The organism is Dyadobacter sp. Leaf189 (assembly GCF_001424405.1).
Classification (GTDB): domain Bacteria; phylum Bacteroidota; class Bacteroidia; order Cytophagales; family Spirosomataceae; genus Dyadobacter.
This window is the reverse complement of the sequence record NZ_LMPS01000001.1, coordinates 754,208-780,910: the sequence shown is the minus strand read 5'-3', so window position 1 is coordinate 780,910 and position 26,703 is coordinate 754,208. Positions and strand designations below refer to the sequence as shown.

Below are 26,703 nucleotides of genomic sequence, written 5' to 3'. Positions count from 1 at the left end.
AATTACAAGATGTGGCGTGTATTTTCCAAATCAAAAATTTATTCAGCCAAATTGAACTTCAACTGTACACCCCCCGAGGTACTGGCCCGGTAAAAGGAGTTGGAAACGAGCGGGTCATTGAATGTGCGGTCAAAGTAAAACTGCACACTCAGCCTATTGTTAACCATGTAATTAACAGTGGGCCGCAGCTGGAAGTTGATGTTACCGGCAATCGGAATATTCTCCCCGTCAAATTTCCGCTGAATGGACCTGGTATCCCGGAAAGTCATTCCAAGCTGCATGGTCATATCATTCTTCAAAGTCTTCTTAACCCCGTTCAGTTTGAAAGGCAGTTTCACATTGTTTTTGGTAAAACCAATATTCACCGTCACATCCTGATTAAACAGCTCGGCAACCTGTGAATTGGATAGGTTCAATGCAATCGTCCGGTCTCTGTTGTATTCCATTCTCGCTGTGATCCTGCTCTGCGTACGTACCTCCACGCCCACCAGCGGCTGGAATTTCTCCGACAGTGTGATAGTACTCATCGCAAATACCGGAATATACTGCCCCAGATCGTTAAGTCGCGAAGATAACGGGTAACCTGTCACAGCCAGGTTCACATACAAAGCCTCATAATCCAGCGAAGAAGTGAAGTTACCTACACTGTAATTGGACATATACTTATGCTTCAATGTAAACGAGCTGAAAAGCCGCTTGAATGCAGGCAATTGAGATAGTCCGTTATAGCTGAAATCCCAGTTTGGCATCGGGAATTTCAGGAATGGATTTGTCCGGGACGTATTGGGGTCTTTTCCGGTATAAGCTGCGAAAAATGACGAAATCAGTACATCCTGGGAAGTTTCGTTGTACTCACCTCCGCTCCTGTTTTCCTGGTTCAGCCTGTCGCGGATAATCGCCCGGTATGCTCTGAATTTATCGAAAACCGGTGACGAATTATCCCGCCGCATCTTCGCAAATGCAGTCCGGAATGACATAAACGACATACTGAACTGCCCGTTCCGCAACGGACTTTGTGAAGCAAATGCACCGCTGGAATCAGGCCGGTAAAACTCCTGATATGCGTCCTGCCGGGTGAGGCGCGCTTCAATAATCAGCCTGAAATCTTTAAATGGTTCCAGGGTTGTATTGGCAGAAAAGTTCTTCGCAATAGTCTGCTGGAAAGGCATATTCTGCTGGTCACTTCTGGTAATCCAACCCTTCTCAGCGGCCTTTTTCTGGAAATTTCTGTCCTGCTGGCCAAGCACGAAAGGCAGGCCGGGCGCATTGGTATTGTCAATTCCAAAGTATTGAGGCGCACGCAGGTAGCCTGGCAATGCAGTCGTTTCCAGTACCGAGTAGCTCACATTGATGCCTCGAACAGTCATCAGTGCGCGGGTCAGACTTTTCAGCACATCGGTTGTACGCATATCGATGTCCTCGATATCACCCGGGCTTCTCGCAAAATTCTTGCGACCAGCCGAAGGTGTATTGGCAAATTTCAGATAGCGCAGCTTGTTGTAGAGCAACACAAAATCAACCTTACCGGTAACCCCGCGCTCTCTGCTGTTTCTTATAATATCCCCAAAAGGTAATCCGGTTGTATCCCGCAGCCCGAGCGCATTCGCCTGGTACTGGTAAGCAACAGAATGCTTGTAATCAGCCGTCATCCAGTCTGTAAGCGGTATTTTGTCTAGCGGCAGTCGGTATGTCAGGTCAATTTTTTGGTCAAAATTCTTGATCCTTCCGAGCTTCTTGAAATTAGTCCACAAAGAATCTTTCTTCTCGGCAGTATTAATGTCGCCCATTGGCTCATCGATAATGGAGTTGGCCGACGAGCTGTATGTCAGCGTCATATTCCTGGTCAGGTTCCACCCGAAATCATAATAGCGGTTAAACCAGAAGTATTTTTCATAAAGCGGCTGAATACCGTCGGTAGTAAGATCCGCATTACGCAACTGCGTTTTCAGAAAGCGGCGGTCTACATCCGTTCTCAGCGCAACCATATTCGGCAGCAAAGTCAGATTGAAATCCTTGATCAGTTCACCCCACCTGTTCTTGGGTGTCCACTTCTTAAATGGCTCAAATGCTTTTGGCTGGCTACTGTACACGTAGGAAATTCCACCTTTATACATTCGCTGGTTATATTCCTGCGTCAATACATTGCGTCGCTTGTCGTCACTGAAAGCGTAAGTGAACGAGAAGTTTTCAAAATCATAAAAATGGTTTCTCGCACCCGGTTTCGTTTTGACCTTGCGCACATTCGAGAAGTTAATCCCGCGCCTTACCGCATTCTCTTCAACCATGCGCCGGTAGCCGTCACGCGCTTCGTCAGTGAGCAAATTGTCCAGTGATGTATTCAGCGGGGTGTCCGGGTCAAGCGGGTTGAAGTGCGGCTTTACATTTCTGCGATCGTAACTCACGAAAAGCGGGATACTGAAACCCCAGCTCGCGGGAAGCAACTTATCTAATGCGATATTTGACGAAAATCCATATTCCTGAGTAAGGTTCCGCGAGCGTTCCCCGATACGTTGCTGCACACTTCCGAAGCCGAAAGTTTCCAGACGGCCCGATGCAGTGAGCGTGGCAAAGTCGGCGAGCTTCGCGTCCAGCTGCGCAATTGCCGCCATACCGCCGGTGTCATCAAAACCTTCCACATGCATTTCGTCAACCCACAAACAGAAACTCTTTGGCCGCTGATCTGAGGATTTCGGATTACGCATACCGATCATCATTACCCGCACAGAGCTCAGATCGGGATTACCTACCACAGTGAGCTTGTAACGGCCGTCCGCAGTTTGAATCGTGTAGGGTACACTCAGGTTCTTATCAATTTGCCGGTTCCGCTGCGCCTTCGCTTCGATCAGGTCCGCCAATGCGATATTGATCTCGTTACCTTCCGGCCAGATCTCCTCTCTCGACTTGGGACCAGGCGATGTAGCGGTCAGTGACGAAAGGTCGATCTCATAATAGTTTTGGGTCAAATCAGTTCCGATACGCATGAACGTTCCGACCATTCCATTCTCATTCTGCTCATTCTGCATGTGCACGTACATACGCAACCTTTTGCGGAACAACAGATCCAGATTTACATTCTTGAAAACAGCACGGGAATCACCATCACGCAGGTCAGTTACGCAGAGGCTCATGGACTGTTCGTTCAGCTGTAGTGGAGGACGCTGGGTATTGTCTAGATCGCGCTGCCAGCCCGGAGGAATGTCATATTGGTACTTATCCGAGCCAGTTCCGGTCGCCGTGTTTTTATTTTCTTCAATACTTACCGTACCCACGGTGAACTTTGCATCATAAGGTTCAGGTACCTCCTGCAAGCCAGGCGCATCAAGATTGGCAGTGTATTTCCGGTATTGCTGACCTACCATTTGCAGCTGTGCAAATCTGAGTACAACAGGTTGCTGGAAGTCGGTCAGGTACATCCGCATAAAACGAATGGATTTGAAACCGTTCATATTTCCGACCACACCCGAAAACTCTTTGATAGGTACGCGGAACAAATACCAGTTTTGGCCGTTTGTTTCTGTTTTATCAACAATGTATCCGTTACCTACTCCAAGCTGATTTGGTTTCAGGTCAATTTCATATTCGTAGTAAGATTCGTTGTCGTTAATTGTGTTATCGACATTCATATCTTCTCCATCAGGCACGTTCGTCGAAGCCGGCGTAACGTCAGCAGATCTTCCAAGGCTTTCGGGAGAGTTGTTTTCCATTCCCAGGTAATTCTTGTAACGTTCCAGCACTTTCGCGTCCGCGCTATCCAGGTCCGAACCGAGGAAGAATTTAAAATCATCGCCCGAAGGGTCAGCCAGGATACGCTCGCGGGCAGCCGGCGTTAGGTTGGCGGGCAGCCTGTCTATAAACTGGCGGAAGAATGCACGTTCTTCTTCATTCGACAATCCGTCAAGACCAATATCCTGCCGCTCTCTTGCTCCGTCTTCATTGCTGAATGCATTGATCAGGTACTGGGATTTTGTAGCATATCCCCAGGCTGTTGAATCTACATTAACACCTACCTGCTTTGGAACAATGGGAAGTCCGTTTTCGAAATTGTAACGCTCGTCCGGAATTACATCCTCTGAAATATCCCCAAGGTTGAATACCAGCTTTCCTCCGGTGGTGTTGTTTTGCTCTTCAAATCCGTCTCTTACTTTCCCCTCGGGTGTATTGATAAATGGATCCAGCATCCAGAATTCAATGCTTTCAATGTTTGCATTATCAAAATCATTATCGGAAGTAATTGCCCTACTGATCGCTCCGAAGTTTTGACGCGGTGTTTTCAACCGGCCATCGGGGTTAAGATCTGTGTTGTAATTGTACATTCCACGCTCACTGGGGTAGTAAGCAATGTCAAGTACCTGCTGCGGATAGGTTACCAATCCGGCAATAGGGCGGTTTGGGAAAATCTCGTTAGGCAGGAACAGCCGCTCGTAGAAATTCTTACGGTCGGCATCTTCGATATTGGCTGGTGGCTGGTAACCTCCGCCGAGCCCCTGCGCTCCTCCGAAAATATTATCAACTGTATAGGCAGAGATCTTTGCCCTTTTGTATGCATAATTCAAAGTCCGGCCGTCAAGCCCGTCCCTGAATTTGGAAGGAACAGAAGCGAGGCGCCATTTCTGAGGCTGGCGGGATAAATCATAAATCGTACGCGCCGCTTCAAAATCGTCTACAAGAGAACGGTTATTTACATCTTTTGAAACACCGGGAAGCAACTTCGCAAATTCACCCTTGAACTGAATGCTCGACATTTCCTTGGTCTGGATCAGCGGCAATGCATCCAGGAGCTTTGTTAAAAACGGAACGTCTTTTCTGAATTTGATATCAAAGCCGAGCATGGTATTGTTCACAGGCTCATTCCCGATCGCTACCCTCGACAAGAACCCTGCCGGACGCTCACGGTACTTGATCGCCGTCAAACCGACGCTCATATCCCGGTTCACCACATAGTCGAGGCGGGTACCAAGTAATGAACGCACCTGATTCTGGAACATATCAGGCCTTTCGTATTCAATAACAATCTCGCGTCCCGAGTTAAGCACACTTCCATTGAGCAAGCGGACACGACCGATCTGCGCTTCCACAATGTAATCCGAGCCCGGCGAAAGCGGCACGCCGCCCGAGGTCACTGTCACAGAAGTTTCGAGTACCCCGAAAGGAAGCTGCACTTCGGCGCCTCCGCTCGTTTGGTAGGATCCACGGAGGAAAAACTTATTACGCTCGGTTACCTGCTGCGCATCTATCATTGTAGTGCGGTACAGCTCACTGAACACGTATTTATTCCTGAATGCATCCTCGCCTGCGCCGAACTTACGGGATAAATTGGTACCAAACGGTTCAAGCACCGGGAAAATGATCCTCCCCGACTTACTATCAATCGTAATGCCTTCCACGTAGTCAAAATTACCGTCGGGTTGAAGATCGTTCACAGGATTGAGCCTGTCCAAACCTGCGAGGCGGATCAGGGGAACATTGGCGATACTGCTTTCCTGCAAATTCGGGTTGTCAATACCTGTCTGATCATCCTTATAAATAACACGCAACTGAAACCCCTGCTTGTCAATCTGGCTTGTACCAAGCGAGTAGATGTTCTTCATCATCAGGTCCCACATCGGTAGCTTGGTGTTATTCCTGATCGTCGATGATTTTAGTAATTTCAGTGCAATCACTTCATTGTCCTGGCGGGCCTGGTAATCTTCGGTAAGCTCTCCTACCTTGAATGCGCGTCCATTCAAGGTATATTCATAAGAAACTGCAAGTACTTCATCGTTTCTCAGCGCATTGGTCAGGGATATATAACCGAGCTGCGGGTGGAATGTATAGTCACGATCAGCCACCAGTCTTTTGGCACCACGGAGCAATTCGTAATCGATTGTTTTTTCTAAACCCAGCGAAGTAATGGAACTGTTGGTGTTATCAACCTGCCGGAATGCTCCATTATCAGTTAGCGTCTTGTACAAACCATTTGCCGCATTGTCGGCCGGCGAGCTGGAACGAATAGGTTGAAGGCTTGGATTAGCAGATTTGTAAGGTGCAGGTTCTCCAAGATCCGCGAAACCGACCACATTTCTGAGCGATTCGGTTGTCGTAGTCCGGTTTGTTACGTACACTTCAATCCTTGTAACGGTAACCCCGGAAGTGATCGTAGGTGTGTTCCGCAGCGAGCTTTCGTAAATATTTCTGAAATACTGCGAGAGGAAAAAGTTGCGGTTTTCATCGTAAGTATCTGCCCGGAGTTCGAAGTCACGGTTTTGAGCGCCGCCACGTAATACAATCCGCTCCTTGCTTGACTTTTGCTGAGAAGCTACAAACGTCGCGCTCAAACGGCCAAACTGAAAATCTGTCTTCAGACCGAACAGGTTCTGTACACCCGGGATCAGCTGACTGTTAATTGCCCAGTTGATATTACCGGCTTCAATTTTCCTAATAAAGCTTTCCTCAGGATTTTTATAGTTCAACTTGATCGCATTCTCGAAGTTGAAGTTTGCCTTGGTATCAAAGTTGGTTTGAAAGCCCAATTGATCGCCCAGCCGCGCATCAAAGTTGATACTGATCTGCTCATTGAATATAAACTGCGTATTGCGCCGCTGGCGGATCGGAATGGCGGGATTATCCAGGAACTGGTGCATTAAGCCTAGGTCCAGCGAGACAAATCCAGTAGGCTTGAAGTTGATAAAATCGTCCCCCAGCAACTTTGAAAGTCCCGGTGGAATATCCAGCTTTGGCAACAAACCTCTTGCTCCCATTGCACTCTTTCCATCCTGCCGGCCTGCATATTCTCGTAGCAAGCTCTTGAATGCCCGGTCTTCCTGGATCTTGTCGTAAGTAGCAAGGTCCATGCGCTCAGGTGCACGGAAATTCAGGTCTCCGGATTGCGTCTTGACTTTCTCTGTGACGGCAATTTTACCGGCACTATCCAGCACGATGTTGGTAGAAATATTGGCCGGGTCACGGAGGTAAAAAGGAGAGCGGGGACGCGGCTCGGCGATCCGGTTGGAATAGTAATCCTTCCAGCGTGTGATCAGCTGGTTTCCGGACCTGTCGACTGTTCTTCTGTTCGTATCGGGAATGGTATCTTCCACAACCCACTCCTGTGGATATTGTGAATATGGCTCATCCGCATCAACCGAGATATTGGCCAGCAAAGCCGCTCCGGCTGATATACTTAAGACTTTAAATAGAAAAGAGTAAATCGTTGATGACAAAGTAATAGACTTATTTAGAGAAGGTTGTAATTACAATCAAATCCATCAAGACGATTTTATCTGCGTAAAGGTTTTTACAAACATGCATTGCGGTTCAGGTTAACGAAGCGCTAGTTTTATCAAGTTTTCCACTGTGATTTCAGACCCTTCCCTTTTGATAATGGCGTCCAGGCTTTTCTCCGCTGTTGCCTTCGGTATCCCGAGGGTAATCAGCGCCGCCAGGGCTTCATTTCGCAAAGTTCCGGAAGATGTGTCTGATGATTTCTGACCTGTTGATACCAGCTCTTCCTTGCGTATTTTATCTCTTAATTCCAGAATAACGCGTTGAGCAGTTTTTGATCCTATCCCTTTGATAGACTGGATCAGTCTAAGATCTTCATCGATTATTCCCTGTCTTATTTCAGATGAAGACAGAGAGGAAAGCATGACAAGAGCCGTCGACGGACCTATTCCTGAAATTGTAATCAGATCCAGGAAGAGTTTTTTCTCATCGCTTCCCCAGAAACCATATAACACATGTGCATCTTCCCTGATACTCAAAAACGTTACAAGTTTGCAACGTTCGCCCGGTTCGGGAAGTGAGGTATATGTTTGTAAGGAAATGCGAACTTCGTAGCCCAATCCGTTCACATCGATAATCGCATATGCCGGGTCTTTGTACGCTACTGTTCCGTTAACGTAGGCAATCATATAAATAGTATGTGCATTGTGGACTGTTGAACATTAGGCAGAAATGATCAGTTTTTGTCCAGGCTTGATAGAGTTACCGCGTATTTTATTGCGCTTTTTCAGCTGTCCGATTTCAAGTCCGTAGCGTTGTGAAATGATCCACAGCGTATCGCCTTTCTGAACAGTATGGTAGCGTTTCCTGGTATGCCTTGCCTGGTTATATGTTTTCTGCTCGTCTGCTTTTGGAGCTGCTGCCGCTACTCTCACCGGAGCTGGCGCAGTTTCTTTTACGGTTTTGTAAATCACCAGCCGCTGTCCTCTGGCGATAGAAGATCTGCGAATACGGTTCCACTTTCTCAGCTCGGCAACACTCACGTGGTATCTCCTCGAAATAGTGGATAAAGTTTCGCCGCGGCGTACTGTGTGGCTGGTTTTTTTGGTGCGATTTCTTTCGACCAATACCTGCTCTTCTCCTGTATCCTCATCTTCGTCAGTCTCGGAAGTCTGACTGGCCAATGCGTAAGGGAATGCTTTATTGACACCCAGCGAGTCGGTTCGGGTGCTATCTGCTTTGGCAACAAGCACGCCATTCAACACCTTGCCCGTACAGTAGTTCATGATAGAATCACGGTTGCTGACGAAGTAAGTGTACTGTGGGCTTGGTACTTTGAGCACGAAATCGCGCGTTTGTGCAGGAAGTGAAGTTTTGGTAATCTGCGGGTTCAGCTTTTTCAGATCTTCCATATTGATACTGCTCTGCTCGCAAAAAGCAGCCAGATCAATGTAACCATTGATGTGCACGGTATCATGCGGAATCTGGAACTCGGTAGTCTGAGGGAAAATACCGTGGTCGTAACCATAGTTCATCATATAGTTCATCGCCACGTACTGCGGCACATAGGAACGTGTTTCTCTCGGAAGCACATTGTAGATCGTCCAGAAAGTAGTACCTCTCGACCGGCGCATTGCACGTTTTACATTGCCGGGCCCTGTGTTATACGAAGCCAGTGCAAGTTCCCAGTCGCCAAAGATTTTGTAAAGCTGTTTAAGATAAAGGCAAGCTGCCTCAGTAGCTTTTACCGGCTCAAATCGCTCATCAATGTATTTGTCCTGATACAAACCGAACTCGCGGCCGGTTGCAGGCATAAACTGCCACAGTCCGCCTGCGCGCGCATGTGAAATGATCGTCGGATTCAGGCCCGACTCTATCATGGAAAGGTATTTTAATTCGGTAGGCAGACCGTGCTTTTGTAATGCTTTTTCAAACATTGGAAAAAACAAGGGCATGCGCGCCATCATCGTCCGGGTGAAATCCGCCTTCTTATAAATGAAATATTCTACGAACTCGTGAGAGGACTTGTGGTAAGTAAGCGGGATGGACTTTTCTAGTTTTGCAAACCGCTCTTTCAGGAGATCCTGGGGAACGGCGGGATTAGGTCCTATCTCTTCAACTTCGGGCAGGTAGGGAAGCAGGCTTGCTTCCTCCTGAGCTTCGGTTTTAAGCGTATCTTGCTCGAATGTTAACTTCTCCTGTGGAATTGCCGCATTTGCAGACGCATTCCAGAACCCTGCACACATGGCTCCGAGCCACAATACTTTTTTAGAAAGCCTCATTAATAAAATGTTTTTTGAAGGTTAATCAATTCACGGTTTTCGATGGCTGATACCTGTTTTTAAACTACTTACAGATAGAAAATCCTGTTTTCAAAACTCCCTGTTCCGGGAAATCGTCCTGATGAATCGCAATAATCTCTAATACATTTACTTTTTTATACACAAAAACCTGCGTCAGAATAACTTTTGGGTAACCGCCTGCGATTCTGGCACGATAATTTACTTTGAAGTTTGGGTAAAATACAGATGCCGCTTATAAAGCAAGGTCAAAAATTTTAGACCTCCTGATCTGTATGATGTGTTTCGGCAACCTTCTGATTGAACCTGGTCAGGTAGTCGGCAAATGCCAACATTTTTTCCTCACCAAAATAAGGAGCCATTATCTGAATTCCAATCGGCATTCCCTCGCTGTCTGTTCCATTCGGAATTGCGATAGCCGGATTTCCAACCACATTTGCCTGCACAGTAAAAATATCCGCCAGATACATTTGTAAAGGATCTTCGGTTTTTTCACCAATTGTAAAGGCAGTGGTAGGTGTGACAGGTGAAATCAGAAAGTCAAACTGGTCGAAGAACCGGTTCGTTTCCTCCCGCACCAATCTTCTAACGCGTTGCGCTTTGGTATAGTATGCGTCGTAGTAATTTGCGCTCAAAACAAAAGTACCCAGCAAAATCCGCCTGCGAACCTCTGCTCCAAATGCTTCTGTCCTGCTCTTTTTGTACATGGATTCCAGATCCACCGAGGCGGCACTTCTGTAACCATAGCGTACACCGTCAAAACGCGACAAATTAGAACTTGCCTCAGCGGTTGTCAGGATATAATAAGTAGGCAGCAGCGAATCAAGCAACTTCATCTCCACAGGCACTACCTCGTGACCTTCCGCCCTGAGCCGGTTGAGCAAATCCATTGTGTGCTGGCGAATATCCAAAGAAATAGCCTCATTTTCAACAGAATCACGAAGATAACCGATCCTTGCTTTTTCCGTAAATGTCAGCTGAGAGGAATATTGAGGTACTGACTGGGTTGAAACCGTACTGTCGAAATCGTCCGTACCAGCCATAATTTCCAGCAGCAATGCAGCATCGGAGACGCTTTTGGTAATGGGGCCAATGCAATCGAAAGAAGATGCATAGGCAATCAGTCCATACCTGGAAATCCGTCCGTAAGAAGGTTTGACTCCCACAACGCCGCAGAATGCAGCGGGCTGCCGAACTGATCCGCCGGTATCGCTACCCAGCGAAGCGTGACACAAACCTGCCTGTACCGCCACTGCCGAGCCACCGGAAGAACCTCCTGGGACTTTGGTTGTATCTGCAGCATTCAGCACCGGTCCGAAAGATGAATTTTCGTTGGAAGATCCCATCGCAAATTCATCGCAGTTCTGCCGGCCGATGATGATCGCGTCTTCATCGAGCAACCGCTGAACAGCAGTGGCTGTAAATGGCGCGATATAAGAATCAAGAATCTGGCTGGCCGCCTGTAATGCGTGGCCTTTGTAGGAAAGTACGTCTTTCAGTCCGATCACCATTCCTGCAAGCCTGCCAGCAGTACCGTCTGCAATCTTGCGATCAACGGCGGCCGCTTGTTCCCGTGCTTCGTCGGCATATACTTCAACGAAAGCATTGAGGTGGGAGCTGGACGCTATATTGTGTAAGTAATGCTCAACTAACTTGACGCAGGTCAGACCTCCTGTACGCAAATCTTCCTGAATTTCGGCTAGCGTCAGATACTCTTTCAATGTAAATTATTTGTGGGGTTGTAAATAAATAATCAGAGCCATTAAGGGATTAGCTTAAAGGCTCTGGTTATACCTTCTTCGATAAGATGGAAGCGTTATTTGGGGTCTTCCATGCTTTTTTCAATATTTTCCTTAACGTCTTTAGTAGCGTTTTTGAATTCATTGATACCTTGCCCCAAACCGCGCATCAACTCAGGAATTTTCTTCGCACCGAAGAAGAGTAAAACGAACAAGGCAACAAAAAATATCTCCTGTCCACCCAATCCCATAAATGCCAAAACGGTTGCTGATTCCATATCTGTTTCTTTTATATTGTTTACAAAAATAAAAATTCTTTTCTACAGAAACTACTAAAAGGTTCTGTTTTATCCTATGTTAATTGATTTTCCCCGCTTCTCCCACTCGCCGAATTTCCGCACATCATCACCCAAAGTTTTCACCAGCCAGACCACCAAAGCCACGTCATCGGTTACACCTACAAAGGGCAAAAAATCAGGTATCAGATCGATGGGCGACACGAAGTAAATCAGTACGGCAACGATCGACAGCAGACTTTTCCAGGGCAGACTTCTGTATTCACCCGAAGCATAAGCACGCACCATCCGGATCAGCGTCTGAACACTGAGCGTAAACTCAGCCATATTCTCGCGCACTCCCACGCGCTGGAGCTTGCTCATTACATCCTTTGCCAGTTCAAAAAGCTTACCCGAATTCCTGGCATACCGGCCTGCTTTGCCCTTCGCATTCCTGAAAAAAATCGACTGTAATATTTGTGTGATCATGGACTTGTTATTCATGGTATAATGGCAGGAAAAAGTGGTTCTGAATGCCAATATAACTATCTAAATACGTAAAAAATTGCATTTTAGATCACTCTGGTTACTTTTCATCCAAAAAATTACATTCCCCTTGGTATTAACAAATTATGTATCCTACTTTTAGGAAAAATTCAAAAAGCATTAGTTTCTATTCAATAAACCATATTTCCCTATGAAGATCACTGTTGTAGGCGCGGGCGCCGTTGGTGCAACTACTGCCGATAATATTATTCGTCGTGAGCTGGCAGAGGAGGTCGTTCTACTCGACATCAAAGAGGGCGTGAGTGAGGGTAAATCGCTTGATATTTATCAAACTGCCGCATTGCTCGGCTTCAATACAAAACCAATCGGCTCCACGAATGATTATGAAAAAACAAAAGGATCTGATGTAGTAGTTATCACTTCCGGCCTGCCCCGCAAACCCGGCATGACCAGGGAAGAACTGATCGGAATTAATGCCGGCATTGTAAAAGGAGTTACTGAAAATATTCTCAAATATTCACCCAAAGCAATCATCATCGTTGTATCCAATCCGATGGACACGATGACTTACCTGGCTTTGAAAGAATCGGGCATTCCAAAGAAGCGCCTGATCGGAATGGGCGGTGCGCTGGACAGTGCGCGTTTTAAAACATACCTGGCGATGGCAATGGACGTATCGCCGCTTGATATACACGGAATGGTAATCGGCGGTCACGGGGATACTACCATGATCCCTTTGACGCGACTGGCTACTTACAATGGGATTCCTGTGAGCCGGTTCCTCTCTTCCGAGCAGCTTGAAAAAGTTGCGGCTGACACGATGGTGGGAGGCGCTACGCTTACCAAACTGATCGGTACCTCGGCCTGGTATGCGCCCGGCGCGGCCACTATGCTTCTGGTTGAAAGTATCGTGCGTAATCAGAAACGCATTGTACCATGCAGCGTGTACCTGAACGGAGAGTATGGACAGAAAGATATCTGTATGGGTGTGCCTGTTGTTTTGGGCAGAAATGGCTGGGAAAAAATCATCAACCTTCGCCTGAGTGACGCTGAAAAAGCTGCGTTTGAAAAGTCAGCAGAAGCCGTTCGTTCTATGAATGGAGCGCTAAGTCTCTAAAATTCCTAAATTGTAATAAGCAAGCCGGCTGGATCTCCAAGCCGGCTTTTTCGTTTTTAACAATTAACCTATTTAATCTTTTAACACACTTTTATGAAAACAATACTATTAGCTATGTTCATGTTTATGAATGCATTATGCGCATTCTCACAAACCATCACCGGAAAGGTTACCGATGAAAAAAGTGGCTCCACGCTTCCCGGCGTGTCGGTTCTGCTGCAGGGTACCAACCAGGGAACCGTCACAGATGCAGAAGGCAAGTTCACGCTTGCCGCCGGGCCCGGAACCTACAATCTAATCGTTTCTTTTGTCGGGTACACGACTAAAACAATACCCGCTACTTTGCAGGGCAATGCGCCTTTTGTAATCAATATCACACTTGCAGAATCTTCGGAAGTATTAAGCGAGATAGTAGTCACAGGTTCCCGGAGCGGCGGCCGCTCGCGCATTGACTCGCCTGTTCCGGTCGATATTATCCCGGTATCCCAGATCACCAACAATGTGGGACAGGTTGATATCAACCAGATCCTGACTTACGTTGCTCCATCGTTTCAGTCTTCCCGGCAGACAATCTCTGACGGTTCCGATCACATTGATCCCGCCCAGCTGCGCGGCCTCGGACCTGATCAGGTGCTCGTTTTGGTAAATGGAAAGCGCAGGCACCAATCTTCGCTGGTCAATGTAAATGGTACTGTCAACCGCGGAACAGTCGGCACCGACCTCAATGCCATTCCTGCGACTGCTGTGGACAAAATTGAAATTCTCCGTGACGGAGCAGCTGCCCAGTATGGTTCCGATGCAATTGCAGGAGTTATCAACATTATATTAAAATCAAAAACAGGATTGAGCGGGAATGTTTCCTATGGTCAGAATATGACCAAGTATGATAAAAACTATGTATTGAATAATGGAAAAAACGGATCCGTGAATGTATCAGACGGAGGTACTGCGCAGATTGGGCTAAACTATGGATTGAAGATCGGCGAAAAAGGATTTCTGAATATTACAGGAGAATATGTCAATCGCGGGGCAACCAACCGGGCGGGCACTTATACCGGCCAGATCTTCCCGTCGGTAGACGGCGCTGTTATGGACGAGCAGCTACTTAAACAAAAAGGCCTGACGAGAGACAATTTCGATATGCGGATCGGGAATTCAAAAGTGCAGGGCGGCGGAGTGGTTGTGAATGCGAGCATGCTGATTTCGTCGAACGTTGATTTTTATGCATTTGGAGGCTACAATAACAAGAAAGGCAATGCCGCAGGTTTTTACCGGTATCCCAATTCAATTCCAGCTGCGGTGAGAACAGGAGTATTTGCATTGTATCCGAATGGATTTTTGCCTGAGATAAACAGCAATGTAACCGATATTTCTGCTGCGGCTGGTCTTCGCGGAAAGTTGGGTCAATGGCGGTTTGACCTGAGTAATACATTTGGCAAAAACAACTTCGATTATACCATTTCCAATTCTGTCAACTACACGCAGATCAACACTGCAACGATGATCCAGCAGGAGTTCAATGCGGGAGGAAATGGATTTTCCCAGAATACGATCAACCTGGACCTGAACAGAAAATTCGAGGTTCTCTCCGGCCTCAATGTGGCAGTCGGCGCCGAGCAGCGGACTGATAAATACACCATAACTGCGGGAGAAGAAGCTTCTTATAAAAACTATGACGTGGCAGCAGGCGTAGCAGCCGGCGCACAGGTGTTTTCCGGGTTCTTCCCTCAAAATGCAGGATCTCACTCCCGGAACAGTGTGGCCGGATATATGGACCTTGAACAGGATTTGACAAAAAAATGGGTGCTGAGTGCTGCATTGCGCTTCGAGCACTATTCGGATTTCGGTAATACACTGAACTACAAATTCGCCACCCGCTACAAAATCACCGATGGAATTGCATTGCGCGCATCGGCGAGCACAGGATTCCGGGCGCCCTCTTTGCAACAGCGTTTTTATGCCAAAACCAACACGCTTTTCGTCACTCAGAATGGACAGCAGGTAGCGCAGGAAAGCGGGACATTTACAAACGACAGCCGGCCCGCAGCTATCCTTGGCATTCCAAAGCTGAAACAGGAAACCTCGCAAAGCTCTACCGTAGGAACAACCATTCAGCTAGCGAATGCATTGGAACTCACTATGGACGCTTACCAGATTGACATTAACAATCGCATTGTGCTTACCAATAATTTCAACGACGGCGGCAATGCAGATTTGAAGGCTCAGCTTGCAGAGGCAAATGCAACTACTGCCAATTTCTTTTCCAATGCGGTAAATACACGGTCGAGGGGAATCGAGGGGGTACTCTCCTATTCTTCCAAATTTTCGGGCAATCAATCTTTCAGAGCGGTACTGGCAGGTACTTTCATTCAAAATGAAGTAAAAAAAGGCGCAGACGGAAAACCCATTATTCACGCATCGGATATCCTGGTCCAGACAAAACAGGTAAATACCTACTTCAACCGGGAAGATCAGAGCAGGTTTGAGATCGCAAGCCCTAAGAACAAGCAGAGCCTGACCATCAACTATAATGTCGGCAAGCTCGGGCTTATGTTACGCGGCGTGCGCTTCGGAGAAGTGACTTATCTTGATCCGACAATAGATCCCGCAAAACCCGACTCCTGGCCCGTCAACGTACTGACAGGCCAGAAAGAAACGTTGGATCAAACCTTTGGCGCAAAACTCGTCACGGATCTGGCAGTGAATTTCAACATTGTAAAAGGGATCAGCCTTTCCGTAGGCGCTAACAATGTGTTTGATGTGTATCAGGATAAACACACGCATTCAGGTAATGTGAGCCTCGGCCGCTTTGTATACTCGCGCCGCGTTCAGCAAATGGGTTTTAACGGGCGGTACATCTTTGCAAGGGTGAATTTCAATTTTTGATTAAATGGAAATCTGGTATTGCAAAGTCACAGCGCCGCGGCGGCCGTTTGCTTCCAGCTCATTGACTACATTGCTGTTGCGGTAAACAGGCCTGTTTTCGTAGTTAAGCGACATTTTACCAGTGTGTCCTTTGATCAGCCAGTTTAAACCCACATTGAAAACATTCATTCCGTTAAGAAGACGGTCATAATCGGCATATTGCAGCGAGGCATAAGGCATTAATGTTCCCTGACTGCCGAGTAGTCCATCTTTGAATTTGTAACCTGCCTGCGCATAGATCACACTTCCCGTACCGAACATCGGGTAAGCATTCCCCTGAGTACCACCTACGCCCGCAATGGGCTGGGTGGTGCCGGTAGCAGGGTTCATAATCCCATTGTAACGCAGGTACCCTCTGCCGTAATTGGTATTGAAGTACCCTAAATAGGCGGATACCGCAGTACCTTTTGCATTATCAAGCGGCATATCCAGGTAAGCTGCCACAGACCACAAAGTCATATTGTTGTACAAGGTATCGGCCCCCTCCCGCCTCCACGTGGCATTTTTTCGGGAGTTGATACCGGCTTCAATGTTCAGCACCCGGCGTTTTCCGAGATAAGTACCAGCCAGGTAACCCGGGGTCGTGTTATCGTCCGTGTCAAAGATGTTGTAGATCAACAATCCTTCAAACTGCTTATGATGGTGACGCTGGGAAAAGACTGCATTCTGACTAATCGCGGCCTGCGCCGAACCATTTGTTTCAACCGGAAAAGGATCTGCAACACTTACCCGATAATTCACTTTCCCGATCTGACCCCGGCTGTAAACAGCGAGCTTTCTGGCAAACTGGTCGGTCTGGTCCACGGTAGCCTGCGCAAAAACAGGCACATCCGTGGTCATAATAGAACCAATACCCGGTTGAGAGAAACGGGAAAAGCCATTAACAATGGTCAATCCGCCGCCAAACCGAATGAAGCCCGTTCCTTTCCGCTGGACTTCATACTCTCCCAATGCGTCATGAAAAAATGCGGCGACTTTCCTGTTGCTGGGACTTCCGGCGGTATTATAGGCAGGGAAAGCACTTACCTTATTGAAATTGTTCATTCCAAACTGGGTATAAAAGAAGATCCGGTCTGTGATCTGCCCAAACAATTGCAGGCGCGTCCTGCGGAGGCCGATGTCGAATGTGCTGGACTTGGGGTCTCCGAGTACCGTAGTCCCGGGGTTACTTTCATTGAAACGGAACCATGCCTGATTCGTGAAAGTTACTTTTACATAATGTGATCCTGATTCGTTAAGATTGTACCGAATGTCAGTCCTGGTATTGTCGTCTGTGGGTTTTACCTGCGCCATTGAAACTGAGCCGGTAAGCAAGAAAATAGAAAGTATTTTTTTCATTTATTGACATGAATGTTTTTGCAAGCCTGAATCATAAGGCACGTTCGGGTAGTGCTATACTTGTTTTTTTCTGCATCTTCTCCCAGGTTTTTGCCCAGGAAACACCGCCTTTGGTCAACTATTATTCGTCAGAATACAAGGCCCACAATCAAAATTGGGCGATCAGCCAAAGCTCTGATGGGATCATATATTCCGCTAACTCAGACGGTTTGATGGAGTACGACGGGGCTTCGTGGAAGCTGTATCCGCTACCCGACGGACAGATCGTACGCACCGTACTTTGCGACCAGGTTACCATTGTACCGCCACTTGCGGGCAAGACTAAGCGCCCCCCCGTGCAGGAGCAGCGCATTTACGTCGGCGGCTTCTCTGAATTTGGCTACTGGCTGCGCGCGGCTGACGGACAATTGAAATATCATTCGCTTAGTAAAAAAGCCAATTTCAAAAGTCTTAAAACCGAAGAGATCTGGCATATTCTCAAAACTCCCGAGTACATCTACTTCCAGTCATTTGCGAAAATCTACCGGTACGACGGGCAAAACCTGACCGAAATGCAGGCGGATGGGAATTTCATGTTCCTTCGCTATGTACATAATCGCGTACTGGTACCGGTTATCGACAAGGGAATTTATGAGCTGAAAGGCGCGGTCTTCTCGCGGCTGCCGGGTACCGAGTCACTTGCGACCTCTATAATCTCCTCCATGCTTCCGCTTCCGGGCAAGCGCATCCTGATCACAACTACCAAAAACGGGCTTTTTATCTGGCAAAATGGTGTACTAACTCCCTGGCAGATCCCGGTTTCGGAGGAGTTGAAGCAGAATATCATTAACAAAGCGATCATACTCTCACGGGACAGCAGCCTTGTACTCGGTACAATTCAGAACGGTGTTTATGTGTTGTCGAAAAACGGAGAGGTAAAGTATCGTTTTAACAAGACAACGGGCTTGCAAAACAATACCGTTATCGCGCTCTCTGAGGATCGCCACAAGAAGCTTTGGATTGGAATGGACCAGGGAATCAGCCTTGTAGCAATGTCGTCGCCCGTTATTTCCTATCAAACAAACGACAATCCGCTCGGCTCCACTTACGCGGCGGCTATCTGGAGAGGCAAACTTTACGTCGGTTCAAACAAAGGTGTTTTTGTAAAAAAATGGCTTTCGTCCGAGCCTTTCCGGGCAGTTCCCGGATTGGAAGGACAGACGTGGATGCTGAAAGTGTTCGACGATCAGCTGCTCTGCGGACATAATGATGCTACGTATAGCATTGAAGAGAATGGGATCAGGAAGGTGTCCAATATTACCGGTGGCTGGATTATGTTACCGATCAAAAGCGAAAATGACACATTGCTGCTACAAGGCGCGTACAATGGACTGCACACTTACAAGAAAAACGCACAGAACCAATGGACGTACGCATATCCCGTGAAAGGGGTACCTCCTACGCCCATCCGGCAGATTGCTGAGGATAAAAACGGTTTTTTCTGGCTAGCACATGCTTATAAAGGTCTTTTCCTGAGCCAGCTCACACCCCGCCTGGACTCTGCATTAAAATGGCAGGAGTTCCGTTCACCGGCCGATATACCCAGTGAGTTTTCAGTCGAGCTGTTCAACTGGCGGAAGAAAATACATATCCGGTCTGCCAATACATTCCTTGAACCCGAGGGGCAGCAAAGTTTGAAAACGAGTACCGACTTCATGCCCGAAGAAGAAGCATTCAAAGTACGTACTGGTATTGGCGACGATTGGTTTAAAGTTTTCATGAATAGGGTCACGTTCTATTCGCCCGGCAACAGACCCCGCGATTTGTCTTTGAAACTGGTCCGGAATAGCGAGACGATTATCCCGGTGACAAAAAACCATTACTTTTTATGCCTGGATAATGGCTATGCGCTATACGACAGATCTTCCGATACTGACGCCGGTAATACTGATTCCGCGCCCATGATCCGCAAAGTTGCCAACCTGCGCAACCTGTCTGAAACTTATGCAGTGACCAATAATCCGACTCTGCCCAGGGATGTGCGCGCGGTTCGAATCTCGTATTCCGTACCCGAATATGGCCGTAACATCCAGTACAGGTATCGTTTGAAGGGGTTGACGGATCAATGGTCGGAATGGACAGATCAGAACTTTGTCGAATTTACCAACCTCGAATCGGAAGATTATGTTTTCGAAGTTCGCAGCAACCTCAACGATCTGATTACTTCCTACCGTTTCAGTGTCCAGCCCCTCTGGCGCGAAACGCTGTTCGCAAGGAGCCTTTTTACCATTCTGATCGTAACAGCCCTGTTTGGATTGATCTTTTACCAGGAAAAGCGCCTCGCCCGTCACCGCAAAAGGCTGATTGAGGAACAGGAAGAAAAACTCCGGCAGCAGCGACTTTCCAGTGAAAGGCAAATTATGCAGATCCAGAATGAGAAGCTGCAAAGTGAAATTCAGAGTAAAAGTCAGCAACTCAGCAATGTTGCTATCAACGTGGTGCGGAAGAATGAGATCCTGGAAGAGATCAGTAACGAACTCAAACAGGTGAAAGCCGAACTCGGCCACCAACTGCCCAACATCCATTACCAAAAGTTACTGCACAGCATTGAGCGCAATGTAGCCGGCAAAGATGACTGGGAGCTTTTCGAGCAAAACTTTGATGAGGTACATGAACAGTTCTTCAAGCGGCTTCGTCAGCTCTCCCCCACCATCTCTCCATCCGAGCTCAGACTTGCTGCTTGTTTGCGCATGAATTTATCCACTAAAGAAATGGCGCCCGTACTTGGGATTTCCATCCGGGGTGTGGAAATAAAGCGCTATCGCCTCCGCAAAAAGCTGGGTTTGGGCAACGATGACAATCTCGTCCAGTTTATGATGGATGTTTGATACGATAGGACTTATCTACTACAAAGCCTGTTTAATCTTAATAAACCTTGCATTATTCCCAGTGATGTAGTGGTGATGTAGTTCATTTCTTGATTTCCCTCTCACTTCGGATTTAAATTTGAAGTCAATTAATTCCTTTAATAGTTCAATCAACTTTATTGATACCAAATGAAAACTACTGTACGGTTACTGTACATGCTTGTTTTCCTGGCGATCGGGACTTCATCCTTCGCCCAGGAAATAGATGTGACAGGAAAAGTAACATCCGCAGCAGACGCTTCGCCACTTCCGGGAGCAAGCGTGCTTATAAAGGGTACTACAACGGGCGTACCAACTGATGCCGAAGGTAATTTTGCAATCAGGGTCCCTTCTGGCCAGGCAGTGCTGGTATTCTCGATGATCGGGATGACAGCACAGGAAGTTACGGTGGGTACGCAAACTGTCATCAACGTCGGACTTCAAGAAGATGCGAGAGCGTTAAATGAAGTTGTTGTTGTGGGTTATGGTAGCCAGCGCAAGCTAGATGTGACGGGCTCTGTCGTTCAGATCAAAGGTGAAGACATATCCCGGCAACCTTCGATGAATGCGGTGAGCGGCTTACAGGGAAAGGTGGCTGGTGTGCAGATCAACAACTCAGGAAAGCCTGGGGAAGCTCCTCAGATCAGAATCAGGGGTGTGGGTACGGCTTATGGAAGTGCTAACCCGCTTTACGTAGTGGATGGCGTCTGGTTTGACGATATCAGCTTCCTGAACTCCGGGGATATCGAAAGCATGAACATCCTGAAAGATGCGTCAAGTCAATCCATTTACGGTGTTCGCGCTGCGAATGGAGTTGTTCTGATTACGACTAAAAAAGGCAAGTCCGGGAAAGCAGTTGTGGATTACAATGGCTTCGTAGGCTTCCAAAAAGTAACTAACCAGATCAAAATGGCGAATGGGAAAGAGTACGCTACGATGGTCAATGAGCTGAGCAATATCAATGGGAAGGAGAATATTCTTGACCCAAACCAGTTTGGCGAAGGTACTGATTGGTACGACCAGATTTTGAGAACGGCCAAGGTCACCAATCACCAGCTTTCAATCAGCGGCGGAGGAGAAAAATCGAGCTATAACTTCTCACTTGGATACCTGGATCAGGATGGTGTTGTTCAGAAAAACAACTTCAAACGCTACACAGCCCGCCTCCAAAATGATTTTCAGGTATTGAAGAGCTTGAAAGTAGGTTATACTGCCACAGGCTCTTTCAGCAAATCGAAAGACGAAGCAGGTGGAATTTTCAGACAACTGTACACTGCGGCTCCCATTGTGCCTGTGTATAAACAAGATGGTTCTTATGGCGATCCAAATGACTTCAATCTCGGAGATGCCAACAACTTCAACCCACAGGTTACCATCGACTACTACAACCAGAACACGAAAAGGACTTTGTTGACCGGTAATGCCTACGCAGAGTTCACTCCTATGAAAGGTCTGACGTTCAAAACAAGCTTGGGTGGCCGGTACTCGCAGGATGAAACACGCTTTTACAACCCCGAGTATGCTGCAACGTTCAAGCAGCGCAACACGACCAGCTTGCTAAGTTTTACCCGTCCGCAGGCACGCTACTGGATCTTTGAAAACACATTGACTTATACCAAAGAATTCGGACAGCATAGCTTCACTGCCCTTTTAGGCCAATCAGCCCAGCGTGATCAGTCTTACAAGCTGACTGCAACTGCATTGAACGTTCCATATAGCAGTGAAGGCGATTTGTACCTGTCGCTTGGTAATACCGAAGGCCGCAACGTACTGGATGAAGGTGATCTGGGAACATATGCGTCTTATTTTGGTAGGGTAAATTACTCCTTTGGCGATCGCTACCTGATCAATGCTTCGCTTCGTGCTGATGGTTCTTCCAAGTTCTATCAGGGTGGAAATGCCTGGGGTTATTTCCCTTCTGTCGGAGCGGGCTGGGTGATCAGTAATGAGGCTTTTATGAAAAACCAAAACTTCTTTGACAACCTGAAAGTGAGAGGAAGCTGGGGTAAAATAGGAAATGCGTCAGTGCCTTCGAACCTGTCTACACTGACGGTAGCAACTGGCGGAAATCTGGCTGCTATTTTCGGAAACAACCTTATCAATACCGGCGCGAGCATTAACACCATCATCCCTCCTACCACTTACTGGGAACGCGGTGTGGGTACTGACGTAGGTCTGGAAGCAGCTTTCCTGAAATCGCGGCTGACAGTTGAACTTGATTATTATATCAAGAAAACTGAAAGAGCCATTTTCGATATCCCAGTACTGGCTTCCATTGGTACACAATCAGGACGTATCGTTGGTAACCAGGCTGATTTCCAAAACAAAGGCTTTGAGTTTGCTTTGAACTGGAGAGATGAAATCAGTAAAGACCTTTCTTACAGCATCGGTGTTAATGGCGGCTTCAATGAGAATAAGGTACTTGCAGTAACCAGTGGTGCCAACCCGATCTATGACGGTGGTGTTGGACTTACCAGCGGCGCTCTTGCAACCCGTACCCGCGTTGGTGACCCAATCGGTTCTTTCTACGGATACGTTGTGGACGGAATTTTCCAGAATCAGGATGAAATCGCCAAGTCGGCACAGCCAACTGCTAAGCCAGGTGACTTCCGGTACCGTGATATAAGTGGTACTTCGGGTACGCCTGACGGTGCTATTACAGGTCTTGACAGACAAGTAATCGGCAACCCGAATCCAAAGTTTACTTATGGGATCAATACCAACTGGAATTACAAGAACATAGATCTGATGCTCGATTTCCAGGGCGTTTCCGGAGTTGATGTTTACAATGCAAACCTGGGCTGGCGCTATGGTAACGAGAACTTCACAAAGGATTTCTTTGACAACCGCTGGCATGGCGAAGGTACCTCAAACACCTATCCTTCGGCTAACATTGGCGGTGGTGTTAACTACTCTCCAAGTACATTCTACGTACAGAGCGGCAGCTATTTCAGAGTAAGGAATGCGCAGCTTGGTTACACACTGCCACAGTCGTTTAACGAAAAGCTGAAAATCCGCAAGCTGAGAATCTATGCAAATGCGCAGAATGCTTTGAACTTCTTCAAGTACAAGGGATTGTCGCCGGAAGTGAGAGCAAATGAGAACAAGCCGACGCAAGCTGGAATTGACGCGAATGTGTACCCGTTATCGGCTACTTACAACTTCGGTATCAATGTTACTTTCTAATATCAGAATCAACATGAATTATATCAATTTTAAAAACCATATCAGAAAAGCCGGCATGTATTTCGGGCTGGCTGGTATGCTGATCATCCCAGCGGCTTGCGACGAAAGCTTCCTGGACACAGACCCGCAGGGAAAACAGGCAGGCGCCGTTTTCTGGCAAAATGAAGGAGATGCAACAAAGGCAGTCAATGCGATGTATGCCAATCTCCGTAGCTGGAACAACACGGCATTTGCGGCGATCTCCATTGAAAGTGTAGGTTCCGACGATGCAGAGAAAGGTTCGACTGCTTCCGATGCTCCATTCTTTAACCAGTACGATCAATTTACGGTAGGATCAACTGACGGACAGCTGCTTGGATTCTGGGAGGGACAGTACCAGAACATCAACTACGCAAATCAGGTAATTACCAATATTCCGGCGATCAGCATGGACGAGGCATTGAAAACCCGCTATATAGCGGAAGCCAAGTTTGTACGTGCTTATTCTTACTTCCGTCTGGTCAGGGCTTTCGGTGACGTACCGCTTCGTTTGACATTGCCGAAGGATGCTACCGAATATAACATTCCCCGTACTCCGAAAGCGGAAGTTTACGCTGCTATTGAGCAGGATTTGGCTGATGCAACAGCAGCATTGCCGGTTAACTATGGTGCAGCGGACATCGGTCGCGCAACAAAAGGAGCCGCACAGTCCCTTCATGCAAAAGTAGCGATGTACCAGGCAAAGTGGCAGCAGGTATTTGACCTGACTAACCAGGTGATTGCTTCGGGACAATATTCTCTTTTCCCTTCTTACGAAGCACTTTTCCGTGTTCCGAATGAGAATTCTGTTGAGTCAATTTTTGAGATACAGAATGCATTGGTTGAGTCGAATAAAGACGTGTCTAATTCGCAATACTCGCAGGTTCAGGGGGTACGTGGTGTGGTAGGTGGAGGCTGGGGCTTCAATGTACCTACACAAGCTTTGGCTGATTCATTCGAAACAGGTGATCCGAGACGTGACGCAACAATCATTTTCCGCGGCGAAACAACTCCCGCCGGCGATGTAATACCTGCGGTCGGTGATAATCCGATGTACAACCAGAAATCCTACGTTCCATTCAGCATGTTCATCACAGGCTTTAACGAAGGTGCTCAGCAGAACATTCGCGTTATACGTTACGCCGAAGTATTGTTGATGAATGCAGAGGCTGCTAATGAACTCGGAAATGCTACTCAGGCCCTGGTGTCGCTCGAAATGGTTCGTGCCCGCGCAAGAGGTACTTTGAAAAATGTATTGCCAAAGGTTACAACCACGGAAAAAGCGGCTTTGCGGAATGCGATCTGGCGTGAGCGGCATGTTGAGCTGGCCATGGAGTTTGACAGATATTTTGACGTAATCCGCCAGGGACGAGCTGCACAGATCTTTGGACCAAAAGGCTGGAAAGCGAACAAGAATGAAGTTTGGCCAATCCCGCAAAACGAAATTGACCTGAGCGGCGGACTTCTGGTGCAGAACCCTGGTTATTAATTGAAGTGAACAGTGAGTGGATGGGTTTAAAAGAAATAATGCCTTTTAGAAAATTAGTTCTTCTCGGAGCTTTGATCTGGTTTGGGATTTCCTGTAATACAAAGGATGATCCTGAGCCGGCAGCTCCGGCGAAACCCTCCACTTTCACACTAAGCAGCCTGGATGTAAATGGTGCATTCTCAGGCTATGAATACACGGATGTGAGCCTGAAACCCAATCTCAGGTTCACATTTTCTTCTGCCCTCAGCGATGCGTCTCTTGCCAGCGGACTTACTTTCGTAGCAAACTCAGGTGAGAAGGTGCCATTCTCTGCTACGCTTGAAGATGGAGATAGTACCATTGTAATTGTACCAACCGGCAATCTCCAATTTCTCAATGCATACACGGTTTCGGCCACGTCGGCGCTGAAATCAAAATCCAATGCGACGCTTGCCAATGCAGTTACGTTAAGCCTGCATACTCAGCTTGATAGTACCGACAAATTTCCGGTGATCACAGATGACGCATTGCTCACTTTGGTGCAGCAGCAAACCTTTAAATACTTCTGGGACTTTGCACATCCGGTGAGCGGACTCGCCAGAGAACGGAATAGCTCAGGCGATGTTGTCACAAGTGGTGGAAGCGGATTCGGGATTATGACAATTCCGGTGGCGATTGAACGCAAGTTTATTACACGTACGGCCGGGCTTGAAAGAATGCAGAAGATTACTGCCTTCCTGAAAGACAAAACGCAGAAATTTCACGGCGCATTTCCTCACTGGCTCAATGGAGGAACTGGTTCCGTGGTTCCTTTTAGTGAGAAGGATAATGGGGCCGATCTGGTTGAAACTTCCTTTTTAATCCAGGGGCTGCTTACAGCCAGGCAATACTTTAATGCAAACAATGCAGCCGAGGCCAAACTGCGGGCGGACATTACTGCAATCTGGGAGGGTGTGGAATGGGATTGGTTTACAAAAAACGATGAAAAGGTACTCTACTGGCATTGGGGCCCGACTTTTGGCTGGGACATGAACCACCAGATCCGCGGCTGGAACGAATCGCTGATCACTTATGTGCTCGCTGCTTCCTCTCCTACGCACAGTATTTCAAAGGAAGTATATGATAAGGGCTGGGCCAATTCCGGCGGGTTGAAGAATGGAAACAGCTACTTCAACATTCCGCTGCCTTTGGGAGAACCTTATGGAGGTCCGCTGTTCTTTTCTCATTATTCTTTTTTGGGATTAAACCCGACCGGTCTCCAAGATCAGTACGCTGCCTATTTTACCCAAAACAAAAATCATACGTTAATCAATTACAACTATTGCATTGCTAATCCGCGCGCGTTCTATGGATATAGTGATCAATGCTGGGGATTGACTGCCAGCGACATTCCTGCTGGTTACAACGCCAACTCCCCTGCCAGTGACAAGGGCGTTATCACACCTACCGCGGCACTTTCTTCATTTCCCTACACGCCGGCAGAGTCGATGAAGGCCTTGAAGTTCTTCTATTACAAACTTGGCGATAAGATGTGGGGCGAATACGGTTTTCGTGATGCATTCTCGTTGAAGGACCTCTGGTTTGCAGACTCTTACCTGGCCATAGACCAGGGACCAATTATTATAATGATTGAAAATCACAGAAGCGGGCTCCCCTGGAAGCTGTTTATGACCAATCCGGAAGTTAAATCCGGCCTCAAAAAGCTGGGATTCACAAGCCCGAACATCAATTAAGACATTTAACTACTC

General features: G+C 47.4%; 13 protein-coding genes. 6 read left to right on the top strand and 7 right to left on the bottom strand.

Annotation, left to right across the window (positions count from 1 at the left end):
* Window positions 1-38 precede the first annotated feature (38 nt).
* The 6 genes from sprA to ASG33_RS03405 all read right to left on the bottom strand — a co-directional run bounded on the left by sprA (window position 39) and on the right by ASG33_RS03405 (window position 12,000).
* Entirely contained in the window at window positions 39-7,136 is a 7,098-nt protein-coding gene (gene sprA / locus ASG33_RS03430) for a cell surface protein SprA (protein ID WP_409012498.1), read from the bottom strand.
* A 159-nt stretch (window positions 7,137-7,295) separates the two neighbouring features.
* The gene (ruvA, locus tag ASG33_RS03425; protein ID WP_056280315.1) at window positions 7,296-7,886 is read right to left on the bottom strand and encodes a Holliday junction branch migration protein RuvA; all 591 of its coding nucleotides are present in this window, start codon (window positions 7,884-7,886) and stop codon (window positions 7,296-7,298) included.
* Between the two features lie 33 nt (window positions 7,887-7,919).
* Window positions 7,920-9,479: a lytic transglycosylase domain-containing protein gene (locus tag ASG33_RS03420; protein WP_229238547.1), complete on the bottom strand. Its 1,560-nt coding sequence runs from the start codon at window positions 9,477-9,479 to the stop codon at window positions 7,920-7,922.
* A gap of 275 nt (window positions 9,480-9,754) precedes the next feature.
* Entirely contained in the window at window positions 9,755-11,218 is a 1,464-nt protein-coding gene (gene gatA, locus ASG33_RS03415) for an Asp-tRNA(Asn)/Glu-tRNA(Gln) amidotransferase subunit GatA (RefSeq protein WP_056280312.1), read from the bottom strand.
* A gap of 95 nt (window positions 11,219-11,313) precedes the next feature.
* Entirely contained in the window at window positions 11,314-11,514 is a 201-nt protein-coding gene (locus ASG33_RS03410; protein ID WP_031528639.1) for a twin-arginine translocase TatA/TatE family subunit, read from the bottom strand.
* Between the two features lie 69 nt (window positions 11,515-11,583).
* Complete coding sequence (locus ASG33_RS03405) at window positions 11,584-12,000, bottom strand: YkvA family protein (RefSeq protein WP_056283210.1); 417 nt, start codon at window positions 11,998-12,000, stop codon at window positions 11,584-11,586.
* A gap of 208 nt (window positions 12,001-12,208) precedes the next feature.
* Between ASG33_RS03405 and mdh the strand changes: the two genes are divergently transcribed.
* Both mdh and ASG33_RS03395 read left to right on the top strand, forming a co-directional pair.
* Complete coding sequence (gene mdh, locus ASG33_RS03400; protein ID WP_056280308.1) at window positions 12,209-13,135, top strand: malate dehydrogenase; 927 nt, start codon at window positions 12,209-12,211, stop codon at window positions 13,133-13,135.
* 93 nt (window positions 13,136-13,228) lie between these two features.
* Window positions 13,229-16,021 carry a TonB-dependent receptor gene (locus ASG33_RS03395; protein ID WP_056280305.1) on the top strand — a complete coding sequence of 931 codons (2,793 nt, stop codon included), beginning with the start codon at window positions 13,229-13,231 and terminating at the stop codon, window positions 16,019-16,021.
* On the opposite strand, the gene ASG33_RS03390 is transcribed toward ASG33_RS03395, so the two are convergent.
* A complete protein-coding gene (locus ASG33_RS03390) occupies window positions 16,022-17,398 on the bottom strand; it encodes a hypothetical protein (protein ID WP_056280302.1) in 1,377 nt (458 codons plus the stop codon).
* 8 nt (window positions 17,399-17,406) lie between these two features.
* Here ASG33_RS03390 and ASG33_RS03385 point away from each other — a divergent pair, with 8 nt between their 5' ends.
* The 4 genes from ASG33_RS03385 (at window position 17,407) to ASG33_RS03370 (ending at window position 26,688) form a co-directional block, all read left to right on the top strand.
* Window positions 17,407-20,265: a triple tyrosine motif-containing protein gene (locus ASG33_RS03385; protein ID WP_056280298.1), complete on the top strand. Its 2,859-nt coding sequence runs from the start codon at window positions 17,407-17,409 to the stop codon at window positions 20,263-20,265.
* A gap of 168 nt (window positions 20,266-20,433) precedes the next feature.
* A complete protein-coding gene (locus tag ASG33_RS03380) occupies window positions 20,434-23,469 on the top strand; it encodes a TonB-dependent receptor (RefSeq protein ID WP_056280293.1) in 3,036 nt (1,011 codons plus the stop codon).
* Between the two features lie 13 nt (window positions 23,470-23,482).
* Window positions 23,483-24,976 carry a RagB/SusD family nutrient uptake outer membrane protein gene (locus tag ASG33_RS03375; RefSeq protein WP_082489140.1) on the top strand — a complete coding sequence of 498 codons (1,494 nt, stop codon included), beginning with the start codon at window positions 23,483-23,485 and terminating at the stop codon, window positions 24,974-24,976.
* A 38-nt stretch (window positions 24,977-25,014) separates the two neighbouring features.
* Window positions 25,015-26,688 carry a glucoamylase family protein gene (locus tag ASG33_RS03370; protein WP_056283204.1) on the top strand — a complete coding sequence of 558 codons (1,674 nt, stop codon included), beginning with the start codon at window positions 25,015-25,017 and terminating at the stop codon, window positions 26,686-26,688.
* The last annotated feature ends 15 nt before the right edge of the window (window positions 26,689-26,703 follow it).